We start from the raw sequence: 22,646 nt of genomic DNA, 5'->3' as shown, positions 1-22,646 counted from the left end.
ATCGGTCCTTTCCTACAACTCGATCTTCCGTAAAGTATACCACATCCTCAGGAATTAACCGATCTGCAGAGATCTTTTGCCACCTCCAGAAGACGAAATGCTCAGATATCCTGCTTTCGTTCCTTCCAGGCCAGACCACTCAAATCCGCTTTCGGATGAAGTTAGCGACATTGGGCCAGACCGCATGACTTCGATATCGGGAAAATAGATTCTCGTCGGAGCGTCGACATTGCCGTCCTCGTCCCACTTCATCTCGAAGAAGCTGCTGCTTCTTTCATATTGATAGCTTAATATAGTTCCGGCCACCTCTGACGGAATCCCCCTGCACACTCCGTTAAAGGAGCTGAACTGATCCATATCAGGGTACAAATAACACCAATAAACGTCGCCGCATAACATCCGTTCGAAGTTTTTTTGTACGTCGAGGCACGCTTGCTCCGCTAGCCGGGATTCCCCGTAGGCTCCCCATTCTCCGATCAGCATTGGCATATCCAGTCTGTCGCGGGTTTGCACATGATTGTCAAAAATAAAGTCGATGCGGCGGCTATCCGCGGCATGCACGAAATCGGAATCGGTTACCAGGTCGTAGCCGTGAGGTGCGTATGCCTGCTGCGCATCTCGTCGGCCTTGCGCGTCCTTGATTGGCTGGATCGAACTGGCAACGCCAAGGTTAGAAAAGTAATTCGTTTCTAGAAACAAAATCCGATCCGGATCGACTTCGCGGATAGCATGGCCGATTTTCTGGAAGAAGGGGGAGAGCACGTTCTTTTCGAAAACGTCTTGCGCTGGCGCAGTCGCTTGCATGACATAACGATACGCGTCGACGGAATTCAGCATTTCGAGCGCTTGCAGCTTTTTCTCGTGATCGGTCCAAATGTCGAGCAGCTCCTCCATTTCGGGAGGCCGACCTGTTTGTTCCGCCACCAATTCTCCGTAAGCGGTAAACATGCCCCCAACCATCACCTCGACTTTAGAGCCGATGAAAGGTTCGTTCATCATGTCGTACCCGATCAGATTAGGTTCATCGCGCAGTCGTTCGGCAACAAAACGCCAAGCCGCGACGTAGTGATCCTGCAGGCCGATGCCGTCGGACGCGGGAGTGTTGCTCCAGAAATGGTCGAACGCGGTTTGCACCGCCCGGTCGAACAAGTATGCGTCACTCCAAAGTTCGGTCTTTACGTATACATGATCGTCGATCAAAGTAGCCCAGGCTGGCGCGCCGTCTGCGTACAACGAGCTGTACAAATCCTGGTGCATATCCAGAAAGACGTACAAACCGTAACGATGGGCCATTCGGATCATCCCCCGAACGTTTTCAATGTATTGACCATCGAACTGTCCCGGTTGAGGCTCGATTCCGTCCCATATGATGCCTAGCCGGATGACATTAAATCCCCATTGCTTTAATTTCAGAAAATCTTTGTCTGTCCAATGATCGAGATAACCTTTTTCTTTATCCTTGCAAACCATGCTGATACCGTGAAGAATGACTTGACGTCCTTGAGCGTCGATAAACCTGGAACCATTGGTTGTCATGTTTTTCAAAGGGCAGTCTCCTTTTAGTGAAATTGAACTGACTAGTCAGTCTAAATATATGTCGGATAAGGGAGGACTGTCAATTCGTAATTTTTTTGCTTACCCTATTGACATGGCATGCAGTTAACCCCTAATATTAAACTGACTAGTCAGTACAACAAAAAGCGAGGGTGATAAAATGAGTATTGCTAATGAAGCCAAAGTGACGTTCGATCCGAAGATCGGGCGACGCGGAGAGAGGGTTAAGCTGCAGATCGAGTATGGCGATGCCGGCAACAGCGGCGAGGCGTTGGAGAGATCGATCATGCGAATATCGGATTATGGTATATACGATGCGATGAAGCGGGAAGGCGACCGCTTGTTCTCATGGTCGTATGTCATCCCTTGGGAAGCGCCTCCGGGAGTGTACGACATCGAAATGTATGCAATTGACAATCAAGGCAATAAAGGACCGATTACAACCGCTCATTATCAGATAAAAGCTTAAAACAACGAAGAAGGCTGTCCCTGGTGTAGAATTCTCTACTATGGGGACAGCTTTCCGCGTTATCCGCATCCTTATTACAAATGAACGTCTGCCTCCGAAATGAGTTCACCGTCCGCCATTTGGATCGTATAACGGTCACCGTCCAAATCGACCTCGACGATCGTACCGTCTGCAAACGTAGTGCGTTGCTTGCGCCAGCTTCCGTCCATAAATTCGTGGTTCGTCATTTCTAGCGATCCTATTAGCTGATGGAGCCGGGCCATTGTTTTGACGATCGGAATTTCGTTGTCCGAAGGCTGGATGGGCAAATAAGGAACGCCGGCATTCAACAGCCCATGAAGCAGGCCGAGATCCGCCTCCGGAATTCCCCAGGCTCCTCTATCCAAGGACCACGGCACGACGATCGCGTCATGATAAACAAGGGAAAACAACGGTGTAGGAATTCCGATAGCCGGGCCTTCTCCCGGACCGGGATAAAGGGCATATGGAGCATGATGGACCAGATCCAGATAAGGCACGGCCCAATCGGTTGGTTCCTCCGAACTGATGATCATCCCTCTGGAGCGGATCTCTTCGAAGCAGGAGGCACGGTAAGCCATGCACTCCGTTCTTGTCATCCGATGTCTCGGATCATAACATTCATCGCCAGGTACAACTGCGAACACATCGATATAAACCCCATCCGGATATATGCCGTTTTCATTTAGTTTATCGTGATTGCGTTCTAAATAGCCTTTGGACAACGTTGTGCAAAGCCAGCTGTGAGCTCCTCCTGCCCAATAATCGCAAAATTCCTGATCTCCGTTCCGATGCTTAATCGTTAGCTCGGGGTTATAAGAATCGGCATCGTGATAAAAGTCCCGATAATTGTCGTGCAGGGCTAATAAAATATGTTGATCTCTGCACACCTCCTGGAGTTTCCGCATGCCTTCCCAGCCTCCGCCTTTCGGGCTTGGGGGAAGCACGTCGGGATGGAGATTGTCGTAGCCGTTGCGTCCCCAACCATCTATGTGGACATAGAGCTTGCCGGTGTATTTTTGCTGGAGCGCCGCGAGCTGCAAGGCTCTCTCTTCGAAGGAAACGGCAAAATCGTTTTTCTCGGGATGCTCCTTATCGAAGTAATAAGATTCCGGCGCTATGCGAGTATGTACGCTTGTGTGTACGACGGCCGAGCCCATTAATTCCGACAGTTTCGGATTTACAAGCTGCTTTTCCGCCAATGTACGTAACTTGCCTAAACTTCGTACATATTGACGATACATTTTGGCCATGCCTACATAGTTCAAATCCTTAGCGAATCGAACACGCAGCTTCCGGGTATAGTCAAAGCGTTCAAGCGAATGAATCCATACGACTTCCGCATGGGTGTGAACAAGGGGGAGGTGCTCCACGGAGAGGCGCGCATCGTTAGGCGTGTCGATGATGGCCAAATATCCGTTTCCTTCTTTGACTTGTCCCCACCAAGGCATATAGGCATCCCGATCGAACATCATCCCTTTATGGTATCGCCGAAAGGGCTTCTGCCAATTTGCCGGAATCAGGTAGCCTTGCATAGCGGGAACGACCGTATAGTCGGTCTCTCGATCGCCGGAGAAAGCAAAGGATCCCGGCCAAATGACTTCGGAGACCTCATTTTCTGTTCCGCCGCTGATCCCATGGACTTCAAATACGAGTTCGCCGCTGTGGGTGTTTAGCAGGACGGTAACATCTGCTTGAACTCCGATTATTTTGCCGTTGCTGGAAAATGGGCCAAGATGAATGCGGACGCCTTGAAGGAAACCCGAGTCGATAGGGGAAAACTGTTTGTTTTCAGCTTGATGAAAAGAAATCCAAACCCGTTCGGCATGTTCGTATCCGACGGCGAAGCTCGCAGCCCCGGAAACGGTTTCCCAAGAGACATTTTCCGTCTCGACGCGTACGCTTAAACTTTTCTTGTCCAGAAAAATTTTTGTGCCGCCGTTTTCTAATAAGATAACGTTATCATTTTCATGCATGGTCTTCGTGATCATCCTCTCTGACCTCATCGTTAAGCATTGTATGTCGGAATTGTCCCTCCTTACAATCCTCCTGTTTTTTAAACTAGCATGAGACCGGAGCTTCAACAATTTGTCGTTTTTAAGATCGTTACGAAAACGTGGGTTAATCGTCGTCCGGATAAAGATATGACTGCCATATGAAAAACTGAAAATACCGTCTCTGCTTTTTTGTTTATCAGATTAAATTATGACTGTTGCCTCCCGAAACGATCATGCTTAGCATAGCAATGTAGAGATATTTATCAGTGCGCAACTAATAGTTGTATATGGAGGTCGCTTGATGAAATCGACATTTGAAAAGGAACCGCCCGTCGCTCATGCGTCGCACAGATGGGAAGAAAACGAGCATTCTCTGCACTATGACTATAATGGTAAACCTTTGCTCTCGATTTTTATTCCGGAGGGGGCAAAACCGTACTATCGTGAAGCTTCTAACGGCAATATACAGAGCAGCCCGTTTGTGCAGCAAATATATGTTGCTTTGGATAAGCCTGCTTTGGTCAAAGTCAACATTCATTTAAGTAAGAAGGCGCTCAACATGCGGCCGCAAAGAGCGGTTAAAGGCCAGGCGATACTGGGTCAGATCGGCAAACCTTTGCTTAAAGGGGTTAACGGGATTTACGATGTTTTTCAGGATTTGCTGATCGATTGGCATGGAGCAGGTTGGTCGTGGACAAAATCGCGCCTGGAAAAGAGCGAAACAGGGGATTGGCAGGCGGAATTGGAAGTTCAGGGAGGTTTGCAGCCTTGGATTGTCAATTTACGGATGCAGTATTATCGCCGCCATCTTCAATTTGAACATCATCGTCCATGGCAATGGCGTCCGAATGTGCAGCCGATTACCGGCTGGAGCTCATGGGAAGCGTTCGCGCAGCGTGTTACCGGCAAGGATATCGAAAAAACTGCGGCGTTTTTGGAAACCCACTTCAAGCCTTATGGGTTGAATGTGATGCAGATTGATGACGGCTTTCAGTCAGAACACATTCCTCCAACAAAGGAAGGGAGCGTTGCCGATGCTTGGATTCAAACGAATCATCGCTTTCCGGATGGCCATGACGGATTAATATCCAGCATAAAGGGACGTGGTTTTCGGGCTGGAATTTGGTCAAGCGCGATGGTTACGAATCGGGAGTTCGTGGAAGCGAACCGCGAATATTTTGAATGCGACTCCAGCGGGGATCCTTTATATGGTCAGTGGATTTTTAACGTCTTAAAAACGGATCCGAAAACGTTGGCTGAGCAGGTGGCGCCGCTGTACAGGGGATTAAAGGACAAAGGGTACAGTTATTTCAAAACCGATCAAATTCGTCATTTTTTGTATGACGGTTTGCATAAGGCGGTCAATGACGGCCTCCTTTCAAATGAGGAGGCATCCGCGAGTTTGCGCAACTATCTCCAGTGCGCAAGGGAGCAGATTGGAGAAGATTCCTTTTTCCTCGCTTGCTGGGGCGTGTTGACGGAGGCGGCAGGAATCGTTGACGCGTGCAGAATCGCCGGAGATTCGAATCCGAGCTGGTCGGCGATTTGCAAGCAGATGGTTGAAACAGCCCGCTGGTATCATACTCAGCGAATCCTTTATTTAAACGACCCGGATTACATATGCGTGCGTACGGAGGAAGCGTGGGGCCAATCGCTGCTGTCGCTCGTTTCGTTAACAGGCGGACTGTTGATGATCAGCGACAATACGGAGCTCTATGATAAGGACAGAATTCATTCCATTCAGCGTTGCATCCCGTCTCTGGCAACGACGACTGGAGAAACGGGGCAGCTCGACATGACCTTCCCGTTGGATTTGTCCTTGCCGCAGCTCGGCGATCGTCAAATGGATGATGCTTTCGCCTATGCTCTGCTTGGCCTGAACGCGGAACCGCGTGAAACGAATGCGACTGGGTCGTTGTGGGCGATACACTTTGATCTTCCATTTCGCCGGTGGTGCGTTGCGGGCCGATTTGCGGTTGTGCCTCTAATGGAGACCGTGCTTGAGCTGGAAGCGTTGGCGCTTGCGCCAGATGACGCGTACCATGCGTTCGATTTTTGGAAACAGCGTTATTTGGGTAAAAAGACCGGATCGATCGCGCTGGATGCACTGGAGCTCGGGCATTGTCAGATCGTCGGTTTGTGCAAAGCCGAGAACCGGCCGCAATTGATCGGTTCCTCCAGACATGTCAGCATGGATGCGGTCAGCGTTGCAGACGAACGCTGGGAGGACGGACGATTGCTTCTCGATTTGCGGGGAGTGCCGGGAACGACAGAGCATTATTGGATTTCGGTTCCTTCCTCGTACCGCTACGAGAATTGCAGCGGTATTGGGATCGTAATCGCAGTCGAAGACAGCGATAGCGAGGATAGCCGCCTGCTAAAATTGAGTATTCGGTGGGAAGAAGAACAAGGTAAGGCTGATCTCGGATTTAGTTGATGAAAGAAGGTTAACGTATGTTTTGGATTGCGATGTCGTTGGTCATCATTTCAGGCACAATGAATGCAATATGGAATTTTTTCGCCAAGCGAAGTGAAAGTAAGCAAGCGTATCTCGCACTGATCGTCATGACGGCAAATGTCATTCTGATTCCCATTTTATTGATGGAATTGTTGAGCGAAAGGTATCCGCTGCAAGTCTATTTATTGCTCCTGTTGTCCATGGCGGCACAAGCGGCTTACGCATTTATGTTATCCCAGGTCTATAAGCTGGGCGATTTGTCCCAAGTCTATCCGATTCAGCGTGGAACGGGAGTACTGCTTATTCCTTTAATTAGCGTCATTTTTATGGGTGAGCGACTGTCCATAGCGGGATGGGCGGGAGTAGCCATCATCCTGCGCGGCATATTGGGGTTAAGCGAATGGAATAAACGCTCAAATCCCGGTCAAGCGGTACAGTTAATGCCCGTATTGATAGCACTAGGGGTAGGGTTATGCACGACATCGTATGTGTTGATCGATAAAATGACACTGCAATACGTAACTCCGCTTACTCTGATAGCGGCGTCCAACATCGGATTTATGCTGGGGAATGTACGAACGATGGTAAACGGAAAAACGTTATTGTCCGAGTGGAGAAAAAATAAAGGAATGATTTTGCTCGGATCGGTGCTGATGCCCGGCTCGTATTTCTTATTCCTGTTGGCGATGAACCTGGCTCCGGTATCCCATATCGCTCCGGTCAGGGAAATCGGAACGGTTGTCGCTACTTTGTTGGGAATATGGATTCTGAAAGAGAAAAATGGAATCAGAAGATTGATGACTGCAACGGCGATTACGGCAGGCATTATCGTAGTCGGCATAAGCGGATAATGAACAAAAGGGGATGAAAGAAAATGAAGCAAGCAACGAAAAGAGTAGTGATCATCGGTCTTGACGGGGCCGGCAATATGATCGATCAAGCAATCACTCCGAATATTGACAAAGCTTTAAAGGGCGGATTTATTACGTACGAGGCGCAAACAGTACTTCCCACGATTAGCGGAGAATGTTGGGGATCGATGTTCCATGGGGTAAAGCCGAGTCTGCACGGTCTTACCAACGAAAGAGCGGAGCATCGCCAATATCCGATCGATTCGCCATATCCGTCGTTTATGCGACTTGTAAAGGAAGCGGATCCGTCCGCTGTTATCGCCTCGTTTAGCGCGTGGAAGCCGATCAATGACGGCATTATCGAAGCGGGCGTCGCAGACTATGTCTCCAACGTCCATGCGGATAAACATTTGGTTCATGAAGTGGCCGCTTTTTCTGAACAATATCCGGATTTCAAGCTCATGTTTATTCAATTCGACGGGATCGACGGGGCTGGACATTCTTTCGGTTATGGCACGACACTATTTCATGAGGTTATAGAAGAAACAGATGAGTTGATTGGTCAAATTCTTGCTATTCTTCGGGCAAAAAATAAGCTGGAAGACACTTTGATCATATTTCTGTCCGATCACGGCGGGGGCGGGGCGGACCCGAAAAACCATGGAAGCGATCATCCGAAGGATGTGACGATTTTCTGGGGATGCGCAGGTCCAAACGTCGTGTCGAATGTCGAAGCGGAGCCTGTTGCGATTGAAGATACAGCGGCTGTCGTCGCCTATGCGCTGGGAATCGACTCGCCCGTTACATGGTCTGCAAAAGTGCCTTCTGGTTTATTTAAGGAGGAGTCCCGTTGAGCGCAAATCAGTTCAACAACGATATACCGGAATATTACGAGTATTGGGTTTCGCAAGCCATTAGGCGAACGATGAAGGATCAAAATGAACAGACGGTTCGAGTTGTTTTTTACACGGATCCGCATCACATGCCCGGGGGCAATCAGCTTCGCACGGCGGCGGTCATCCGGCAGCTGGCGCAAAACATTTCTGTAGATGCGATCGTATGCGGAGGAGATTTCAGCGAAAACGGCCCGAAAGAGGAGGTCGAACGGTCGCAAATGGAAATCCTTAATGCGCTTCGGGTGCGGGAATGTCCCGTTTTTCCGGTAAAAGGCAATCATGACGACAATTCCATTCAAGACTTCCACTTAAAAACGGGCGGCGTGGATCATGTCATTTTTCCGCAACAATCCTACGAGGACTGGCTTAAACCATTGGAGGGCAAAGTAGTCTTCGATAAAGGAAACGAATGCGGCTTATATTACTACTATGACATTCCCGGCAAAAAGACGAGAATCGCCATTTTAAACAGTATCGATATTCCGTACCAGACTGCTGACAGCGGGGAGCTTAAGCATAACGGACAATGGGAATACGCTTTTTCCGAAAGACAGCTGGATTGGGTCGAACGCAAAGTTTTCGATTTTGGCCGGCAGCCGAGCAGCGATGAATGGAAAGTTTTGATTTTTTCACATGTCGCGATTATCCAGGACGGCTTGGAAGGCGTTGATCATGATGTAGCTAATGGGGAAGCCATGTGGGATATCATTAGAAGAAATCAAAAGCACGTCGCGGCTTGTTTTTTCGGCCATGTCCATTGCGATCAAGTATTGGTGAGAGACGGCATTCCGATGATTTCTACTCTTAATGCGGCCACTTACGGGAGATTAATAGATATGGCATCCGAAACGGCATTCGATATTGTCAGCTTAAATGAGGCGAAAAATGAACTTTCGATCATCCGCTTCGGAGCGGGAGAGGACAGAAGCATCCGCATCTAAAACAAGAAAGGAGATGAATGAACGAATGGGAGTGGAAACGTCTGAGCATGGACGGGGCCAAGCGGATCTGGCTGAACAATATCCTGATTTACCGGACTATTATCATATACCTTTAAGCGAAACGATCGATCGGGCTAAGCAAGCGCAGACGACAGGAAGTGTCGATATCGTGTTTTACACCGATCCCCATCATAAACTGGGAGGCAATCAGCTGCGGGCAGCCGCTGCGGTCAAACACGCCGCTAAAGCGCTATCATCGGACTGTATGGTTATCGGGGGGGACATTATGGAGAATGGGCCCAAAAAAGAGATCCTGTTGGCCCAATCGGAGTTGATGGATGCGATACGAATGCAAGGTTGTCCCGCCTTCCCAATGAGAGGAAACCATGATGACAACTCGATTGAGGATTTTCGCCTGAAAATAAAAGGCGCGAACAATGTCATTTTCCCGGTCGAAGCCTACACGGTTATTTATCAAAGATTGGATGGGACCGTTTCATTTGACAAAGGCTACGAAAGCGGACTTTATTATTACTACGATATTCCGGTAAAAAAGACGAGAATCGTTATGCTGAACAGCGTCGATGTTCTCTACAAAGTAAAAGCGGACGGAATGCTGCAGCAAAACGGACAATGGGAGTACGCCTTCTCGGACAGACAGGTGGATTGGTTCGAGCATAAGGTGTTCGATTTTAGCGACATACCGGACGGCGATAAGTGGAAGGTCGTCATTTTCTCGCATCTGCCAATTATTCAGCGAGGGGTTAAAGGATATGTTGACGGCGAAGTCGAAAACGGCGAGAAGATTTGGAAAGTCATCAAAACAAATCGCAATCAAGTTGTCGCCTGTCTGTTCGGACACGTCCATATCGACCAGGTGCTGTACCAAGACGGCATTCCGCTGATTTCGACTCTTAACGCGGTTAGCTACCGAAATTATGCCGAAAGCCCCGACAGGACGGTTGGTACGGCGAGCGAGACGGCGTTCGATCTCATCAGTATAGATTGTTCGAAAGGCGAATTGCGAATGACCCGGTTCGGAGCGGGAGAAGACAGGATTGTAATCTTTGAAGTATGATCGGTCCGGCAGCACCGGATCAGAACATAAGGGAGGCCGCTTACCGCGGCCTCCCTTTTTTTACATCTATTCCTGCTGCATCCTGACATGCTGGGTGGGCGTCGTACCTGCAATTTTTTTGAAATGGCGGATAAACGTCCCGGCATTGGTATAACCGACGCGTTCGGCGACATCTTTCATAGCTAAATGCGAATGCAATTGGATAAGTTGAATTGCGGATTGTATCCGTATCAGGTGCACGTAATAGTTCAAGTTATAGCCGGTATTTTTCTTGAAGTAGGTAGACAAATAAACATGAGTGATCGAGAAATGATCTGCAATGACAGTTAACGACAAGTCCGGGTTGGCATAGTTTTTTTCGATATAAAGTTTAATTTGCTCGATAAGCGGCGTATTCGGCAATGCAGATCGCTTTGCAACTACGGCGTATCCATTGCGAATTTGATTAAATAAATATTGAAGATGGTAGCTCTCCATAGGTGTGGGCGGAGTTAACCCAACCTCCTCGGAGGGAATTTTTTTGCTGTTCAAAATGACAAGCAGCAGGTCGTGGAAATAACGAAGCATATTTTGGAACTGCTCGAATGTCAAACTTTTAAACGTTTTTTCCATTGTTTTATCAAAAAATTGATAAACGGCTTCCGAGTTTCCTTTGAGCACATAGTTGACAAGCTCTTGCTCCTTATCGATGGATAAGTGGATGACCGAAGATTGGCCGCTGTTCTGGGCTTGATATGGATTGACGCGCTTTAAATGGATTAAGTCCGGCACATGTTTGTCTATCGCGTCTTTCGATTCGTAAATGGCTTTGCCGATTTCTTTCAGTTGCGTTTTAACGGAACTGATGCCGCAGAGAAAAAGCCCATTGATTACCGGAGCGGGATCGCTCTCCAAAACACGATAGATTAGCGCTTCCAGCGTTTCGGTTTCGGAGCAATTTACGATAAGTATACATTTATCGCTATGGTGGTGCAGGCGAATGTACGGTCCAATTTGGTTTAATGCGGCTTCTAGCAATGGTGCGTAATAAGCTGAGTGCTCCCCAAGGTTGTTCTCTTCGATGACATAAATAACAGCATAAGAATCAAACTTGGCTGACAGCATCTGGTGGATGTTGGGCTTCAAAATATAGTTTTCGTCGTTTGATAGCCGCAAAAGCGCGTTATGCTCCAGGATGTCGGCTTGCTCCGTCATTTCCAGTTTCATGGAGACTGTCACAGAATTGAGCTCCTTGAACGTATCCGAGAGTATCGCGAATTCATTTTTTGTAGCGGGCGCTGTCGTCCATTGATTAAATGTTCTTGCCATAAGTCTAAGCGGTCTGAACAAGGACCAGTTGACGAATAAAAATCCGAGATTAATGGCAAAGAAAACGGCAAACAAAATAAAGGCGTAAACGTTGGCCTTTTGAAGCTTCTCCTGCATCTGGCTTTCCGAAAACAAAACGGTGTAAGTAAACAAGGGGTCTGTATGGGCGATAGGTGTATATTTTTTCCCATCGATCATGATCTGCCCCGACAAATTTTGAAGCCGTTGCCCGGCGAGATCCTGATCAAGAGCGGCTGTACTAATAACAGGTTGATTATCCTTATCGCTTATCATGATGACATTATCAAGCAAACTGGTTTGACCGTTTAAAAAAGCCAGCAATTCGTTCTTCGCGATCTGAACAAAGATGTATCCCGTCGGAAAGAGCCGATACGAGAATACGATTGTATTGCTGAAATTATAAACCCGCTCCAATTCGTTTTGCAGCAGACAACGACAGACTACCCCGTCGTTTTTAAGGTCAAGATTTTCATAAAACACGTTTAGGCTGCGGGTTCCGTCGCTGCTGACGACCATATTCTGAGCCGGGAAATAGGCGGATAGCTGGGCTCGAAACGGAAGCTGCAAATTGGTTTGCGTTATTTTGTTTTTATAAGCTAATAACTCGGTATAATAGGAACGCGAATTTTTTGAGATGTTGGATAAAATCTTTGTCTCCGGACTCACGCTGTAATTGTAAATCATGTTGCGGATCGCGAGCCATTCTCCAGACAATTGACTGGATACTTGCTTTAGAAAGCTTTCATTCGTTCGTAAAACATCTTCCCTTACATTCGTTTTTAAATACGAGTAGTTAAATCCCAGCAGACTCGTGAGCAAAATGATAAAAATCATGTTGATGATGAGCAGCTTATACAAAACGCTGCTTCTGTGATAGCGAGCAGAAACAGATCGAAACAACTTATTCAAGTTGGAGCCCCCCTTTTTTTGTTAGCGGCACGATCCTCGATCTCTATAATATTTTCAATTTGTAACCGCATACACAAATTAGGTTTTTTACGCCACTGGATTGTATTATAGCTGGATCTTGCCTGGTTGTCATGCGATGTTGAAATACTGAACAGCACATTAATAAATGAAAGTTCTTGATTTTAAGCGGCGGAGTGATTATCGTCCGTTCAGATGAGGTCTATTTTCGAGTAAATATGAAATAATTCAAACGATATGAATAGTTGATTATTGCCGATTAATATTCCTTTCCTGTAATCTGGGTTCACCAAGAGCGAGCCTGGCTTGGTTGCTGCCACAGTTTCAGGAAAGGGTTTTCATTTTTATCGTCTCGTAACGCAAAAGTACACTGGAGGGGTGAAATTTGCAGAATCAACAGCTAGTGCAGAAGCCGCTACTAAGAAAAAAAGATAGTTTTCTGCGAAAATGTTTAAAACAGCGCTATTTGATCTTAATGGCGCTGCCCGGTTTTCTAGTTCTACTCGTTTTTAAGTATTTTCCCATGTATGGAATTACAATCGCTTTCAAAAGTTATGATGCTTCGTTGGGATTTCTAAGGAGCCCTTGGATCGGTTTCGACCATTTCAAAGCGTTTTTCGACTCTCCGATGAGCTGGAGAATTACAAAAAACTCATTGTTGCTTGCATTTTACTCCTTGCTTTTCGGATTTCCCGCACCCGTTATTTTCGCATTGTTACTAAATGAACTTCGTCACAAATTTTTTAAGCGGACAGTGCAAACGATTACCTATTTCCCGCATTTTCTGTCTGCAGTCATTGTCGTCGGCTTTATTCATGAATTTACTTCGATTGACGGTATTATTAATAAAGTTCTGGGTTGGTTTGGGGCGGAACCGAGGACGCTGTTGTATGTTTCCGAAGCTTTCCGGCCGCTTTATGTCGGAATGGGCATATGGCAGGAATTGGGTTATGGCGCCATCATCTACTTAGCAGCTTTGACCGGAGTTGATCCTGCGCAGCACGAGGCAGCTGTCATCGACGGCGCAAACCGTTGGCAGAGACTTAGATATGTCACTTGGCCGGCCATTATTCCGGCAACCTCAGTGATGCTCATTCTGAAAGTGGGAACTATTCTTAGTACGGATTATCAAAAGGTGCTATTGATGTACAATCCGAAAATTTATGAAACGGCGGATGTAATCGAAACTTACGTCTACCGGGTAGGCGTGCAAGGCGGACAATTCGAATATGGCGCAGCGGTCGGATTAATGCTCTCTGTGATCAGTTTCTTCTTGATTCTATTTGCAAATTACTTTTCCAAAAAAGTATCCGAAAACAGCTTATGGTAAGGAGCTGATAAACGTTGAAAGTGTATAACGAAGGGCTTTGGTCCAGATCTTTCGATATTTTTAATTACTTGCTTATGATCCTTTTATGTATCATTATGCTTTATCCGCTATTGAATACGTTTGCTGTTTCCATTAGCGATCCGGTCTTGGTAGGTCAAGGGAAAATCACCTGGTATCCACAGGGATTCGACTTTCACAGCTACCAGTACATTTTTCAGGATAAAAACATTTTGAATGCTTATAAGAATACGCTTGTGTTTTTGGTCATCGGCACTTCGTTGCAGTTGCTGCTGACCACCTTGTTTGCTTATCCGCTAGCGATCAGCGATTTTATATTCCGCAAGCCGTTGGCGGTTTATGTAATTATCACCATGGTATTCAGCGGAGGTCTCATCCCGCAATTCCTTCTTATTAGGGATTTGAATATGTTCAATACGATCTGGGCGGTTGTGTTGCCCGTCGCGATGAGCGCTTTCAATATTATTATCTTCCGTACCTTCTTTCAGGATATACCCAAGGAATTGCGTGAGTCCGCCTATTTGGATGGAGCAAATGATTTCGGCATTCTGTTTCGTATATACATCCCGCTTTCCAAGCCGCTGCTGGCGACATTCGCGCTTTTCGGCGCCGTCATGTTTTGGAATATGTGGTTTGAACCGATGATTTTTCTAAATAATAACGACGATCATCCGATTCAATTGCTTTTGCGCAGGATGACCATAGAGACAGACAATTATACGGATGTGGGCGGATTGCAGCGGTTTCTCGACACCTACAATCTGAACCCCAAAAACATCAGGATGGCTTCTATCATCGTCACCATTTTACCGATTCTGTTCGTTTATCCGCTATTGCAGAAGCACTTTGTTTCGGGGATGATGATTGGTTCGGTGAAAGGCTAACTACGGTTTCTCTATTATTTATTATAGATAAACAAATTAAACTAATGGAGGGGTTAAGCTTTGAAGAAAAAAATGGGTCTCATCCTCAGTATCGTTCTCGCTGTGACGCTTGTGCTCGCAGGCTGCAGCCAGAACAACAACAATCCGTCGAATCAGCCAAGCAATACGAATTCCGGTTCTGATGCAACATCGACGCCGGCCGAAGAAACGATCAAGATTACAGCTTACATGTCCAGCTTTGGGGACGACCCGAAGGATACTGAGCTCTATAAGCTATGGAAAGAAAAGATGGAAGCTTATATCGGCGCAAAGCTCGATATTAAATGGATCTACGTAAATAGTGACGACTATCCGGAGAAAGTGAAGCTGACACTGGCGAGCGGCGATACACCGGACATTATGTCGGGCGTCAAGGATGCTGAAGTCATGTTCCAGTTCGGCAACCAAGGCTCTCTCTTGGACATTGCTCCTTATCTGGACGAGTACGCTCCAAATTACAAATCCTATTTGGAATCTACCAAGTTCGTAGACAAGAGCATGTATACGCCGGATGGAAAAATGTATTTCTTTGGAGATGGATTTTTAAACGATACCGGATTTTCCGGCTCGGCTTACCCATCTCTGTATAGGTTCGATATTTTCGAGAAGCATAACATCAAGATTCCGGAAAACTGGGATGAATTTTATGATGCGGCGGTTAAGCTGAAAGAGCTGTATCCGGATTCTTATCCGGTCAATTCGCAGGAATGGCCTAAATTTATAGACGCGTTGGCGCTTTCGAACCATACGAAAAACGATATTTACTGGAATGGCGAGAAATATGTATTCGGACCCGCCGAGGACTCTTTTAAAGAAGGTTTGGAGTTTATCCGCAGATTGTATGATGAAAAGCTGCTGGATCCAGAGTTCTTGAGTCAGTCGCAAGATCAATTGCAGGCTAAAGTCACCACAGGAAAATCCTTTATGCTTCCGATCGCTTGGGGAGGCTGGTGGGAGAAATATTCCGTTCCAGACCAAGGCGTCGAGTGGGGAGCGGCCGTCAATCCGAAAAACGAAAAGTATGGCGACCAGTGGGTGCTGGGTCCGGCATTGTTAGGCAAAACCATCTATGCCAACTACGGTGTCATGGTATCCAAAAAAACAAAATATCCGGAGCTTATCGTCAAAATGTTAGATTACCAGTATTCACCAGAAATGGTTGAACTGATGCATTGGGGCGTGGAAGGCAAAACATACCAGGTAGTCAACGGCGAGAAGGAATTTATTAATAAAAACGGAGACTGGAAGGAATTATCCGACTTCGGCTTAGCTGAACCCTGGACACGTCAAGGCTTTGTCTTCGCTCCACAAAACTATTCGTCGGACTATATCAGATACAAAGACGTTAAATTTTTCGGCGACGGAAAGATTGAAGAAATGCGTCCTCAAGAGGGGATGGGAAAATATACAAACCCGGAAACGGCTATTGCACCGTATGAAGTCGCACCGGTTCTACGTTTAAGCAAAGAGGATGAGGCTAAGAAAGCTCAGGTCATGACCGCGGTGACAACTTATGTGGATGAGAACATCTATAAGTTCCTGCTAGGCGAAAGAGATCTCTCCGAATGGGATGCTTTCAAGACAGAGCTTTCGAATATCGGAGATTATCAATCGATTGTAGATATGATGAACGCTCAAATATCGAAGTAGGAACGATCCGAAACCTGACAGTGTCGATTATCGGCACTGCCAGGTTTCCCTATTGGGGGAAGAAAGAGGGCGGAATAATGCATTCAATGGATAGAAATGAAAAGTGGCGCTCCATATCGGGAGATTACTACGATTGGAAAGCGACTATGCAGCCGGAAAGTCCGTACAATTTCGATTACAGCCGGACGCTCACGATGAAGCTGGGTATGGCTATACCGGACGGACAAGGAGGCTCTCGCGTCTTATGCACGTTCGAACGCGCGCTGGACTTTATCCGGGAGATCGATCTTTTGACGAGAGAAATTCCAAAGATCATCTATTTGGTCGGTTGGCAGTATAACGGACATGATGACCGTTATCCGGCTTGGGACGAGGTCAACGTCCATCTGAAGCGACCGCAGGATCGTACGGCGAGAGACAGCTACCTATGGCTGGCGGAAGAAGCGCAAAAATATCATACGACGATAAGCGTCCATGTCAATATGACGGATGCTTATCCTAATAGTCCGCATTGGGACATGTACTTGGGGAAGGACCTGATCTCGCGTAAAGCAGATGGTTCCTTGCTGCAAGTGGGCACTTACAACGATTGGCCAGCCTATCAGATTTTCTATAAGAACGAGTGGGAGAGCGGGGTCATCGTAAAGCGGATCGAGACGCTCATTTCGCTGCTCGAGCTTGATCGTGCGGGAACGGTGCATCTGGACGCCTATTTTCCGAGACCGAACGCCTTCCATGACATCACCCAGGAGGAGGAATCCTCCTATATGCGCCGTACGATCCGTTATTTCCGAGGGCGCGGCATCGATGTGACGAGCGAAAACTTTGCACATCTGCGCAACGATCCGTTTATTGGGCTGCAGCCCTGGTGCTGGTGGTTCGACCAATGCGACGAACAGCATTTTCTGGAGAGACCCGCCAGGCTGTTGAGCGGCGCCGCGATTCGCGATTATTCGCAGCCCGGCATTCCGGTCCGGCACGACCTGGAGTTTCTATTCGGCGCGGGCGTGCACGGGGAAGACGTCTTCTGGGATTCCGACAAAGATGCTCCGCGCGAGGATTGGCATCCTTTATTTATCGAGCGATTTTGCACAAGAATGCTGCAATACCAATATTTGAATTCGCTGGATCGCATTCGGATGGATAACGAAGGTGACAACAGAGTCGTTCATTATTCCGATGACCATTCTGTCCACCTGGCCGATCGCTCCGTTCGTCGTGACGGGAAGCCGTTGCGAGAGGGGGACGACGTACTGTTCCCGGCTTTATGGCATAAACGGTCCGAACTGATCGCGTTTAGCAAAACGGGGTACTCGCAAAAGCTCTGGTCTCTGCCGCCGGATTGGAATGAAGTGAATGCCGTCGATATTTACCTGATCACTTCTGATGGGTTAAAGGAAATCAAGCTCGGTCACCCAGCGGTAGGCGGACAATTGGAGCTTTCGCTGCCGTCCGGTGTTGCCGTTTCCATATTTCCCTCTGAAAGGGGGATTGTAAGATGACATTATCCATTCAATTTGTGAAAGCGTCCGACTTCGGCGTCAAGCCGGATACGGGCAAAGACAGCACGGAAGCTGTACGAAATGCAATTCGGCACTGTAAGGAAAACGGAATTCGCCGTATCGTATTCGAACAAGGAAGGTATGATTTCAAACATTCTTCTTTCATAGAACAATATGACTTGCTTATGAAACATGGGGCACAATTGGATTTGGGCCAATCGACAGAACAGAAAGTTATCGCGTTTCAATTGGAGGAGATGGAAGAATTCGAATGGGATGGCGGATTCTCGCAATTCGTGTTCCACGGATTAGTTCAGCCGTTCGCATTCATCAGGTGCCGGAATCTCAAAATTCACCGTTTCACGATGGACTGGGAGCAACCGCTGTTTTCCATAGGAGTTGTCAGCTCTGCCGACGAAATGAGCGCTTTGATCGATCTTCAGGAGGGACATTTGGATGAAGGTGCCGTTCCTGTTGCAGCGCTTATGAATGTCGACCGGTATTCCCCCTATCCGTTGATCGGTTCCATCGAATCTTTTTCCCAGGTTGATCGAACGGAGCAGCCTTCGCCGAATCGATTGCGCCTTCATTACGAGAATCCGCAACGGCTGAAACCGGGCATGCAGTTGTTGCTGCGGCATATATTAAACTACCGCATGGGCATTCTTTTATACGAATGTATGTTTGTTGAAGTACAAGATGTCACTTTATTGTATGCTCCCGGGATGGGAATTATTGGACACCGCAGCGAGCATCTGTCTTTTGTCCGTCTGACAGTGAAACCAGGCGAAGGAAGAATTTTGTCCACGAATACGGATGCCACTCATTTTATAAGCTGCAAGGGGAAAATCAAGTTTGCGGACTGCTACTTCGAAAGCATGGGCGACGATGCGGTAAATGTTCACGGATTTTATTTAAAGGTGAAAAAAATCGTCGACGATCATACGGTGGAAGTATTCGTAGATATTACTCCTCAATCCGAAAAGCTGGATTTTCCGGATGTCGGTGATCATCTCGAGATCGTTCGAAGCCAGACGTTGGAGCCTTATTCTACGAATGAAGTCGCCGGCATTCAATTGTGCCCGGATGGCACTCTTATACTTCAGATGTCGCGGCCAATCCCAAAAGACCTGGCTGAATCCGACTTGATTGCGAACCTGTCAAGAACCGCTTCCCTATCTGTTAAAAATTGTACGGTACGCAACAATCGCGCCAGGGCCTTCCTCGTTCAAACACGGGATGTGGAGATTGAGAATTGTACGTTCGATCATTGCACCGGCACGGCTATTCATGTGAATTGCTCGATTTATTGGTATGAAAGTTTGAACGTCGACCGTGTTTCGATAAAAAACAATCAGTTTCTGGAATGCGCTTACGGAGCGGGAACGATTGGAAAAGCGGAGGCGATGGTTGTCAGCGTAGAAGCCCCGGAGCCTGTTGTCGGAGCACATAGCCATATTCAATTTATCGGAAACGTCATACATGGACGCAACGGTCTCGCGCTGCGGATCGAAAGCGCGAAAGAAGTTTGCATTGAAGAGAACGAGTTTTATTCGACCTCATCTATTGCTCTGTTTGATCACTCGTATAATGTAGTTATGCAGAACAATCGTTTTGATCGGGATAATACACAGATTTTTGTAGGAGCAGGTTGCTTGGAAAAGACGATCATATTGAGGGATGAAACATGCAAGATCAAGAAAACTCCATAGGCATCGAACCGCCGATCCAAATCTTTCGAGTAACCGATTACGGAGCGATACCGGATTCCGGCGAGGATTCGACAAACGCGATACAAGCTGCGATCGATGCCGCTTCCGCCGCGAATGGGCCGACGGTAGTTGAATTTCCGCCTGGCCAATACGATCTGTATCCGACAAATGCCGTAAAGTCGGTTTATTATATCTCCAATACGGCCAGCGAAGAGGAGCATCCCGATCCGACCAAGACGATCGGCCTGCGGCTCAAAGGATCACGCCGGATTCACATAGAAGGGAACGGCTCGCGGCTTCTGTTTCACGGAAAGATGACGCCGATCGTAATGGATGGCTGTATCCAAGCGGAAATACGGAATTTGACGATCGATTTCGCCCGTCCGACGATTTCCGAAATGCGTATTACAGCGACAAGCGCAAGTCATTGGGACGTGGAGGTCCATCCGGATTCCGAATACAGGCTGCAAGACGATAAGCTGTATTGGATTGACGAAGGATGGTCTTATCGAGGCGGTCCCGCTCAGGAATATGATCCGGTAAGCAATCGGACCTGGAGAGTTCCGAACCCGATCATGTTGGCTAATCAGGTCGAACAGCTCGGGCCAGGCAAGCTCCGATTGCGGTTCATCTCCGCGCCGCACACGTCGGTTGGCCATGTGTTTCAAATGCGCGACGGCATCCGGGATCAGGTCGGCGTCCTGATCGTCGGCTGCCGGAATATCATCTGGCGCAACGTCTGGATGCAGTATATGCATGGACTTGGGATCGTCGGACAATTCAGTGAAAATTTGACGTTCGAGCGTCTGCGATTGGCGCCGGACCCTTCCAGCGGACGAACGGCGGCGGCGTTTGCCGATTTTGTTCATCTATCCGGGATAAAAGGGAAAATATCCATTGTCGACAGCGTATTCGAGGGAGCGCACGATGATGCGATCAACGTCCATGGAACCCATCTCCGTATCGAGGAGGTGGAGGAGGGCAGGCGGATACGGGTTAGATTCATGCATCCTCAAAGCTATGGATTTAACGCATTCCATCCGGGTGACGAGATCGATTTTATTTCCGCAAGCTCTTTGACTTCTTACGCAACCTGCAGCGTTGTCGGCATTAAACCGCTTTCTATACGCGAAGTTGAGCTGACGCTTGATTCTCCCGTACCGGATACGATCCAAGACGGGGATGTTATCGAGAACGTCACCTGGACGCCTGAGCTTTCCGTTAGCGGAAATGTCTTTAAGAGAATTCCGACTCGCGGCATTCTGGCAACAACCCGGCGCAAGGTGACGATTGAGAACAATGTGTTCGACAACCTGCATATGAGCGCCATTTTGATCGCCGACGACGCCGAAAGCTGGTTCGAATCGGGAATGGTACGAGATGTTCTGATCCGCGGCAATCGGTTTATCGATTGCGGCAATCGCCAAGCGCCAGTCCTACTGATTCGCCCAGAAAACACGCACGTATCCTCCGACCTGCCTGTTCATCGCAACGTCATCATAAGCGGCAATCGCTTTGAACTGAACGGTGCACCTTTATTGGAGGCGAAAAGTACGAGCGGCTTGATCGTGGCCGATAATGACATTTTGAGGAACGGCTGTAGGGACGGATCATCCGACGATTCGCACGAAATCATTCGACTGCGGGCTTGCAGCGGGGTTGAAATTGTCGGAAATACGATTGAAGATCATGCAACCGCAATCGTACAGACGAATTTAATGAAAGACGAACATCTTGTTATCGATAAAGGGCAGGCTGCTTTTAATAGGAGGGGTGGCGAAAATGACATCTAAAGTGAAAATCGGCTTGATCGGACTTGGCGGCAGAGGGATGGGGCTGCTCGAAATCATCATAATGAAAATGAAGGACGTGGAGGTCGTCGCCGTATGCGACTTGCACGAGGATCGTCGCGAGCGGGCGGCCGACATCATCGAGTTCGGAGGAAATGGTCGTCCTGTCACAACTTCTAATTATATGGAAATTCTGAAGATGGAATCGGTTGATGCCTTCGTTTTATGCACATCGTGGTCCTCTCATATCCAGATCGTCATTGATGCCATGGAGAAGGGGAAATATGTTGCCTGCGAAGTGGGCGGATCTTATTCTGTTCAGGAATGCTGGAAGCTGGTGGAGGCTTATGAACGAACGGGCGTTCCATGTATGATGCTGGAAAATTGCTGTTATGGCCGGGATGAGCTCATGGTGCTGAACATGGTGAAGCTGGGTGTACTCGGCGAAATCGTACATTGTTCGGGAGGTTATCATCACGATCTGCGTTCTGAAATTGCTTACGGCAAAGAAAACCGTCATTATCGGCTAAACGAATATATTCATCGAAACTGCGAAAACTACCCGACTCACGAATTAGGGCCGATTGCCAAGGTGCTCGATATTAATAAAGGAAACCGTATGTTATCCCTCGTGTCGGTTGCGTCCAAGGCGGTTGGCATGCAGGCATACGTTACAAACAAAAGAGGCGATAGCGAGCTCGCCGATACCCGCTTTCAACAAGGAGATATCGTGACGACCGTCATCAAGTGCGCGCGCGGAGAGACGATTACGCTCACGCTGGATACGACGCTGCCTCGTTTCTATGCGCGAGGGTTTACGGTAAGAGGCACAAAAGGATTGTTTATGGAGGACAATCGCTCTTTGTTCCTGGAGGAAGAGCATGCCCAATATGAAACGAAATGGAAGTCGCAATGGGGCAATGTGGAGCAATATCGCGAAAAGTATGAGCATCCGATATGGCAGCGCTACTTGCAAGAAGGAGTGCGGGAAGGTCATGACGGCATGGATTGGCTCGTTTTTCAGCAATTTTTTGATAGCGTGAGGAACGGGACGCAAACGCCGATCGACGTGTACGACATGGCTTCCTGGATGTGCATCTCTTCCTTAAGCGAAGATTCTATCGCTTTGGGAGGACATCCGGTTGCGATTCCCGATTTTACGAACGGAAAATGGATCAGCGGCAAGTAATATAGTCGGATGAA

16 protein-coding genes are annotated in these 22,646 nt (G+C 47.8%); 13 read left to right on the top strand and 3 right to left on the bottom strand.

Annotated features, from left to right (window positions below; translation table 11 throughout):
- Nucleotides 1-54 precede the first annotated feature (54 nt).
- A complete protein-coding gene (locus B1748_RS14500) occupies nt 55-1,536 on the bottom strand; it encodes a cellulase family glycosylhydrolase (protein ID WP_256975682.1) in 1,482 nt (493 codons plus the stop codon).
- Between the two features lie 178 nt (nt 1,537-1,714).
- On the opposite strand from B1748_RS14500, the gene B1748_RS14495 reads away from it, so the two are divergent.
- Complete coding sequence (locus B1748_RS14495; RefSeq protein WP_087568631.1) at nt 1,715-2,023, top strand: hypothetical protein; 309 nt, start codon at nt 1,715-1,717, stop codon at nt 2,021-2,023.
- A 74-nt stretch (nt 2,024-2,097) separates the two neighbouring features.
- Here the strand turns inward: B1748_RS14495 and B1748_RS14490 are convergent, their stop codons facing one another.
- Nucleotides 2,098-4,032, bottom strand: coding sequence for a DUF5696 domain-containing protein (locus B1748_RS14490; RefSeq protein ID WP_087568630.1), 1,935 nt, complete (start codon nt 4,030-4,032; stop codon nt 2,098-2,100).
- 307 nt (nt 4,033-4,339) lie between these two features.
- On the opposite strand from B1748_RS14490, the gene B1748_RS14485 reads away from it, so the two are divergent.
- The 5 genes from B1748_RS14485 to B1748_RS14465 are packed head-to-tail and all read left to right on the top strand — an operon-like array spanning nt 4,340 to nt 10,262.
- Complete coding sequence (locus tag B1748_RS14485; protein WP_087568629.1) at nt 4,340-6,475, top strand: alpha-amylase family protein; 2,136 nt, start codon at nt 4,340-4,342, stop codon at nt 6,473-6,475.
- Between the two features lie 17 nt (nt 6,476-6,492).
- Nucleotides 6,493-7,347 (top strand): EamA family transporter, encoded by an 855-nt coding sequence (locus B1748_RS14480; protein WP_087568628.1) that lies wholly within the window; start codon nt 6,493-6,495, stop codon nt 7,345-7,347.
- A gap of 23 nt (nt 7,348-7,370) precedes the next feature.
- Complete coding sequence (locus tag B1748_RS14475) at nt 7,371-8,201, top strand: alkaline phosphatase family protein (protein WP_087568627.1); 831 nt, start codon at nt 7,371-7,373, stop codon at nt 8,199-8,201.
- The gene (locus B1748_RS14470; protein ID WP_087568626.1) at nt 8,198-9,184 is read left to right on the top strand and encodes a metallophosphoesterase family protein; all 987 of its coding nucleotides are present in this window, start codon (nt 8,198-8,200) and stop codon (nt 9,182-9,184) included. Before B1748_RS14475 ends, B1748_RS14470 begins: the two co-directional genes overlap by 4 nt.
- 25 nt (nt 9,185-9,209) lie before the next feature.
- Nucleotides 9,210-10,262, top strand: coding sequence for a metallophosphoesterase family protein (locus B1748_RS14465; protein ID WP_179215588.1), 1,053 nt, complete (start codon nt 9,210-9,212; stop codon nt 10,260-10,262).
- 66 nt (nt 10,263-10,328) lie between these two features.
- Here the strand turns inward: B1748_RS14465 and B1748_RS14460 are convergent, their stop codons facing one another.
- Nucleotides 10,329-12,500: a helix-turn-helix transcriptional regulator gene (locus B1748_RS14460; protein WP_087568624.1), complete on the bottom strand. Its 2,172-nt coding sequence runs from the start codon at nt 12,498-12,500 to the stop codon at nt 10,329-10,331.
- Nucleotides 12,501-12,903: 403 nt separating this feature from the next.
- Here B1748_RS14460 and B1748_RS14455 point away from each other — a divergent pair, with 403 nt between their 5' ends.
- The 7 genes from B1748_RS14455 to B1748_RS14425 all read left to right on the top strand — a co-directional run bounded on the left by B1748_RS14455 (nt 12,904) and on the right by B1748_RS14425 (nt 22,632).
- Entirely contained in the window at nt 12,904-13,848 is a 945-nt protein-coding gene (locus tag B1748_RS14455) for an ABC transporter permease (RefSeq protein WP_256975668.1), read from the top strand.
- 20 nt (nt 13,849-13,868) lie between these two features.
- On the top strand, nt 13,869-14,750 hold the full coding sequence (locus B1748_RS14450; RefSeq protein WP_256975681.1) for a carbohydrate ABC transporter permease: 882 nt from the start codon (nt 13,869-13,871) through the stop codon (nt 14,748-14,750).
- 60 nt (nt 14,751-14,810) lie between these two features.
- The gene (locus tag B1748_RS14445; RefSeq protein ID WP_087568622.1) at nt 14,811-16,439 is read left to right on the top strand and encodes an extracellular solute-binding protein; all 1,629 of its coding nucleotides are present in this window, start codon (nt 14,811-14,813) and stop codon (nt 16,437-16,439) included.
- A 77-nt stretch (nt 16,440-16,516) separates the two neighbouring features.
- The gene (locus B1748_RS14440) at nt 16,517-17,941 is read left to right on the top strand and encodes an endo-alpha-N-acetylgalactosaminidase family protein (protein ID WP_179215587.1); all 1,425 of its coding nucleotides are present in this window, start codon (nt 16,517-16,519) and stop codon (nt 17,939-17,941) included.
- The gene (locus B1748_RS14435) at nt 17,938-19,653 is read left to right on the top strand and encodes a right-handed parallel beta-helix repeat-containing protein (RefSeq protein ID WP_087568620.1); all 1,716 of its coding nucleotides are present in this window, start codon (nt 17,938-17,940) and stop codon (nt 19,651-19,653) included. Before B1748_RS14440 ends, B1748_RS14435 begins: the two co-directional genes overlap by 4 nt.
- Nucleotides 19,629-21,446, top strand: a complete 1,818-nt coding sequence (locus B1748_RS14430; protein WP_087568619.1) for a right-handed parallel beta-helix repeat-containing protein — start codon at nt 19,629-19,631, stop codon at nt 21,444-21,446. Before B1748_RS14435 ends, B1748_RS14430 begins: the two co-directional genes overlap by 25 nt.
- Complete coding sequence (locus tag B1748_RS14425) at nt 21,436-22,632, top strand: Gfo/Idh/MocA family protein (protein WP_087568618.1); 1,197 nt, start codon at nt 21,436-21,438, stop codon at nt 22,630-22,632. The genes B1748_RS14430 and B1748_RS14425 overlap by 11 nt, the downstream gene beginning before the upstream one ends.
- Nucleotides 22,633-22,646: the final 14 nt, after the last annotated feature.

The organism is Paenibacillus sp. MY03 (genome assembly GCF_002165585.1).
In the GTDB taxonomy this organism is placed as follows: Bacteria; Bacillota; Bacilli; order Paenibacillales; family Paenibacillaceae; genus Pristimantibacillus; species Pristimantibacillus agaridevorans.
The sequence above is the reverse complement of the archived record's forward strand: the minus strand, read 5'-3'. Positions and strand labels throughout refer to the sequence as shown.

Excerpts from the sequence above, each read along its gene's own strand:
- B1748_RS14480 (WP_087568628.1), top strand. The coding sequence starts at position 6,493 with ATGTTTTGGATTGCGATGTCGTTGGTCATCATTTCAGGCACAATGAAT.
- B1748_RS14485 (WP_087568629.1), top strand. The coding sequence starts at position 4,340 with ATGAAATCGACATTTGAAAAGGAACCGCCCGTCGCTCATGCGTCGCAC.
- B1748_RS14495 (WP_087568631.1), top strand. The coding sequence starts at position 1,715 with ATGAGTATTGCTAATGAAGCCAAAGTGACGTTCGATCCGAAGATCGGG.
- B1748_RS14430 (WP_087568619.1), top strand. The coding sequence starts at position 19,629 with ATGCAAGATCAAGAAAACTCCATAGGCATCGAACCGCCGATCCAAATC.
- B1748_RS14500 (WP_256975682.1), bottom strand. The coding sequence starts at position 1,536 with ATGACAACCAATGGTTCCAGGTTTATCGACGCTCAAGGACGTCAAGTC.
- B1748_RS14475 (WP_087568627.1), top strand. The coding sequence starts at position 7,371 with ATGAAGCAAGCAACGAAAAGAGTAGTGATCATCGGTCTTGACGGGGCC.
- B1748_RS14465 (WP_179215588.1), top strand. The coding sequence starts at position 9,210 with ATGGGAGTGGAAACGTCTGAGCATGGACGGGGCCAAGCGGATCTGGCT.
- B1748_RS14425 (WP_087568618.1), top strand. The coding sequence starts at position 21,436 with ATGACATCTAAAGTGAAAATCGGCTTGATCGGACTTGGCGGCAGAGGG.
- B1748_RS14435 (WP_087568620.1), top strand. The coding sequence starts at position 17,938 with ATGACATTATCCATTCAATTTGTGAAAGCGTCCGACTTCGGCGTCAAG.
- B1748_RS14490 (WP_087568630.1), bottom strand. The coding sequence starts at position 4,032 with ATGATCACGAAGACCATGCATGAAAATGATAACGTTATCTTATTAGAA.
- B1748_RS14440 (WP_179215587.1), top strand. The coding sequence starts at position 16,517 with ATGCATTCAATGGATAGAAATGAAAAGTGGCGCTCCATATCGGGAGAT.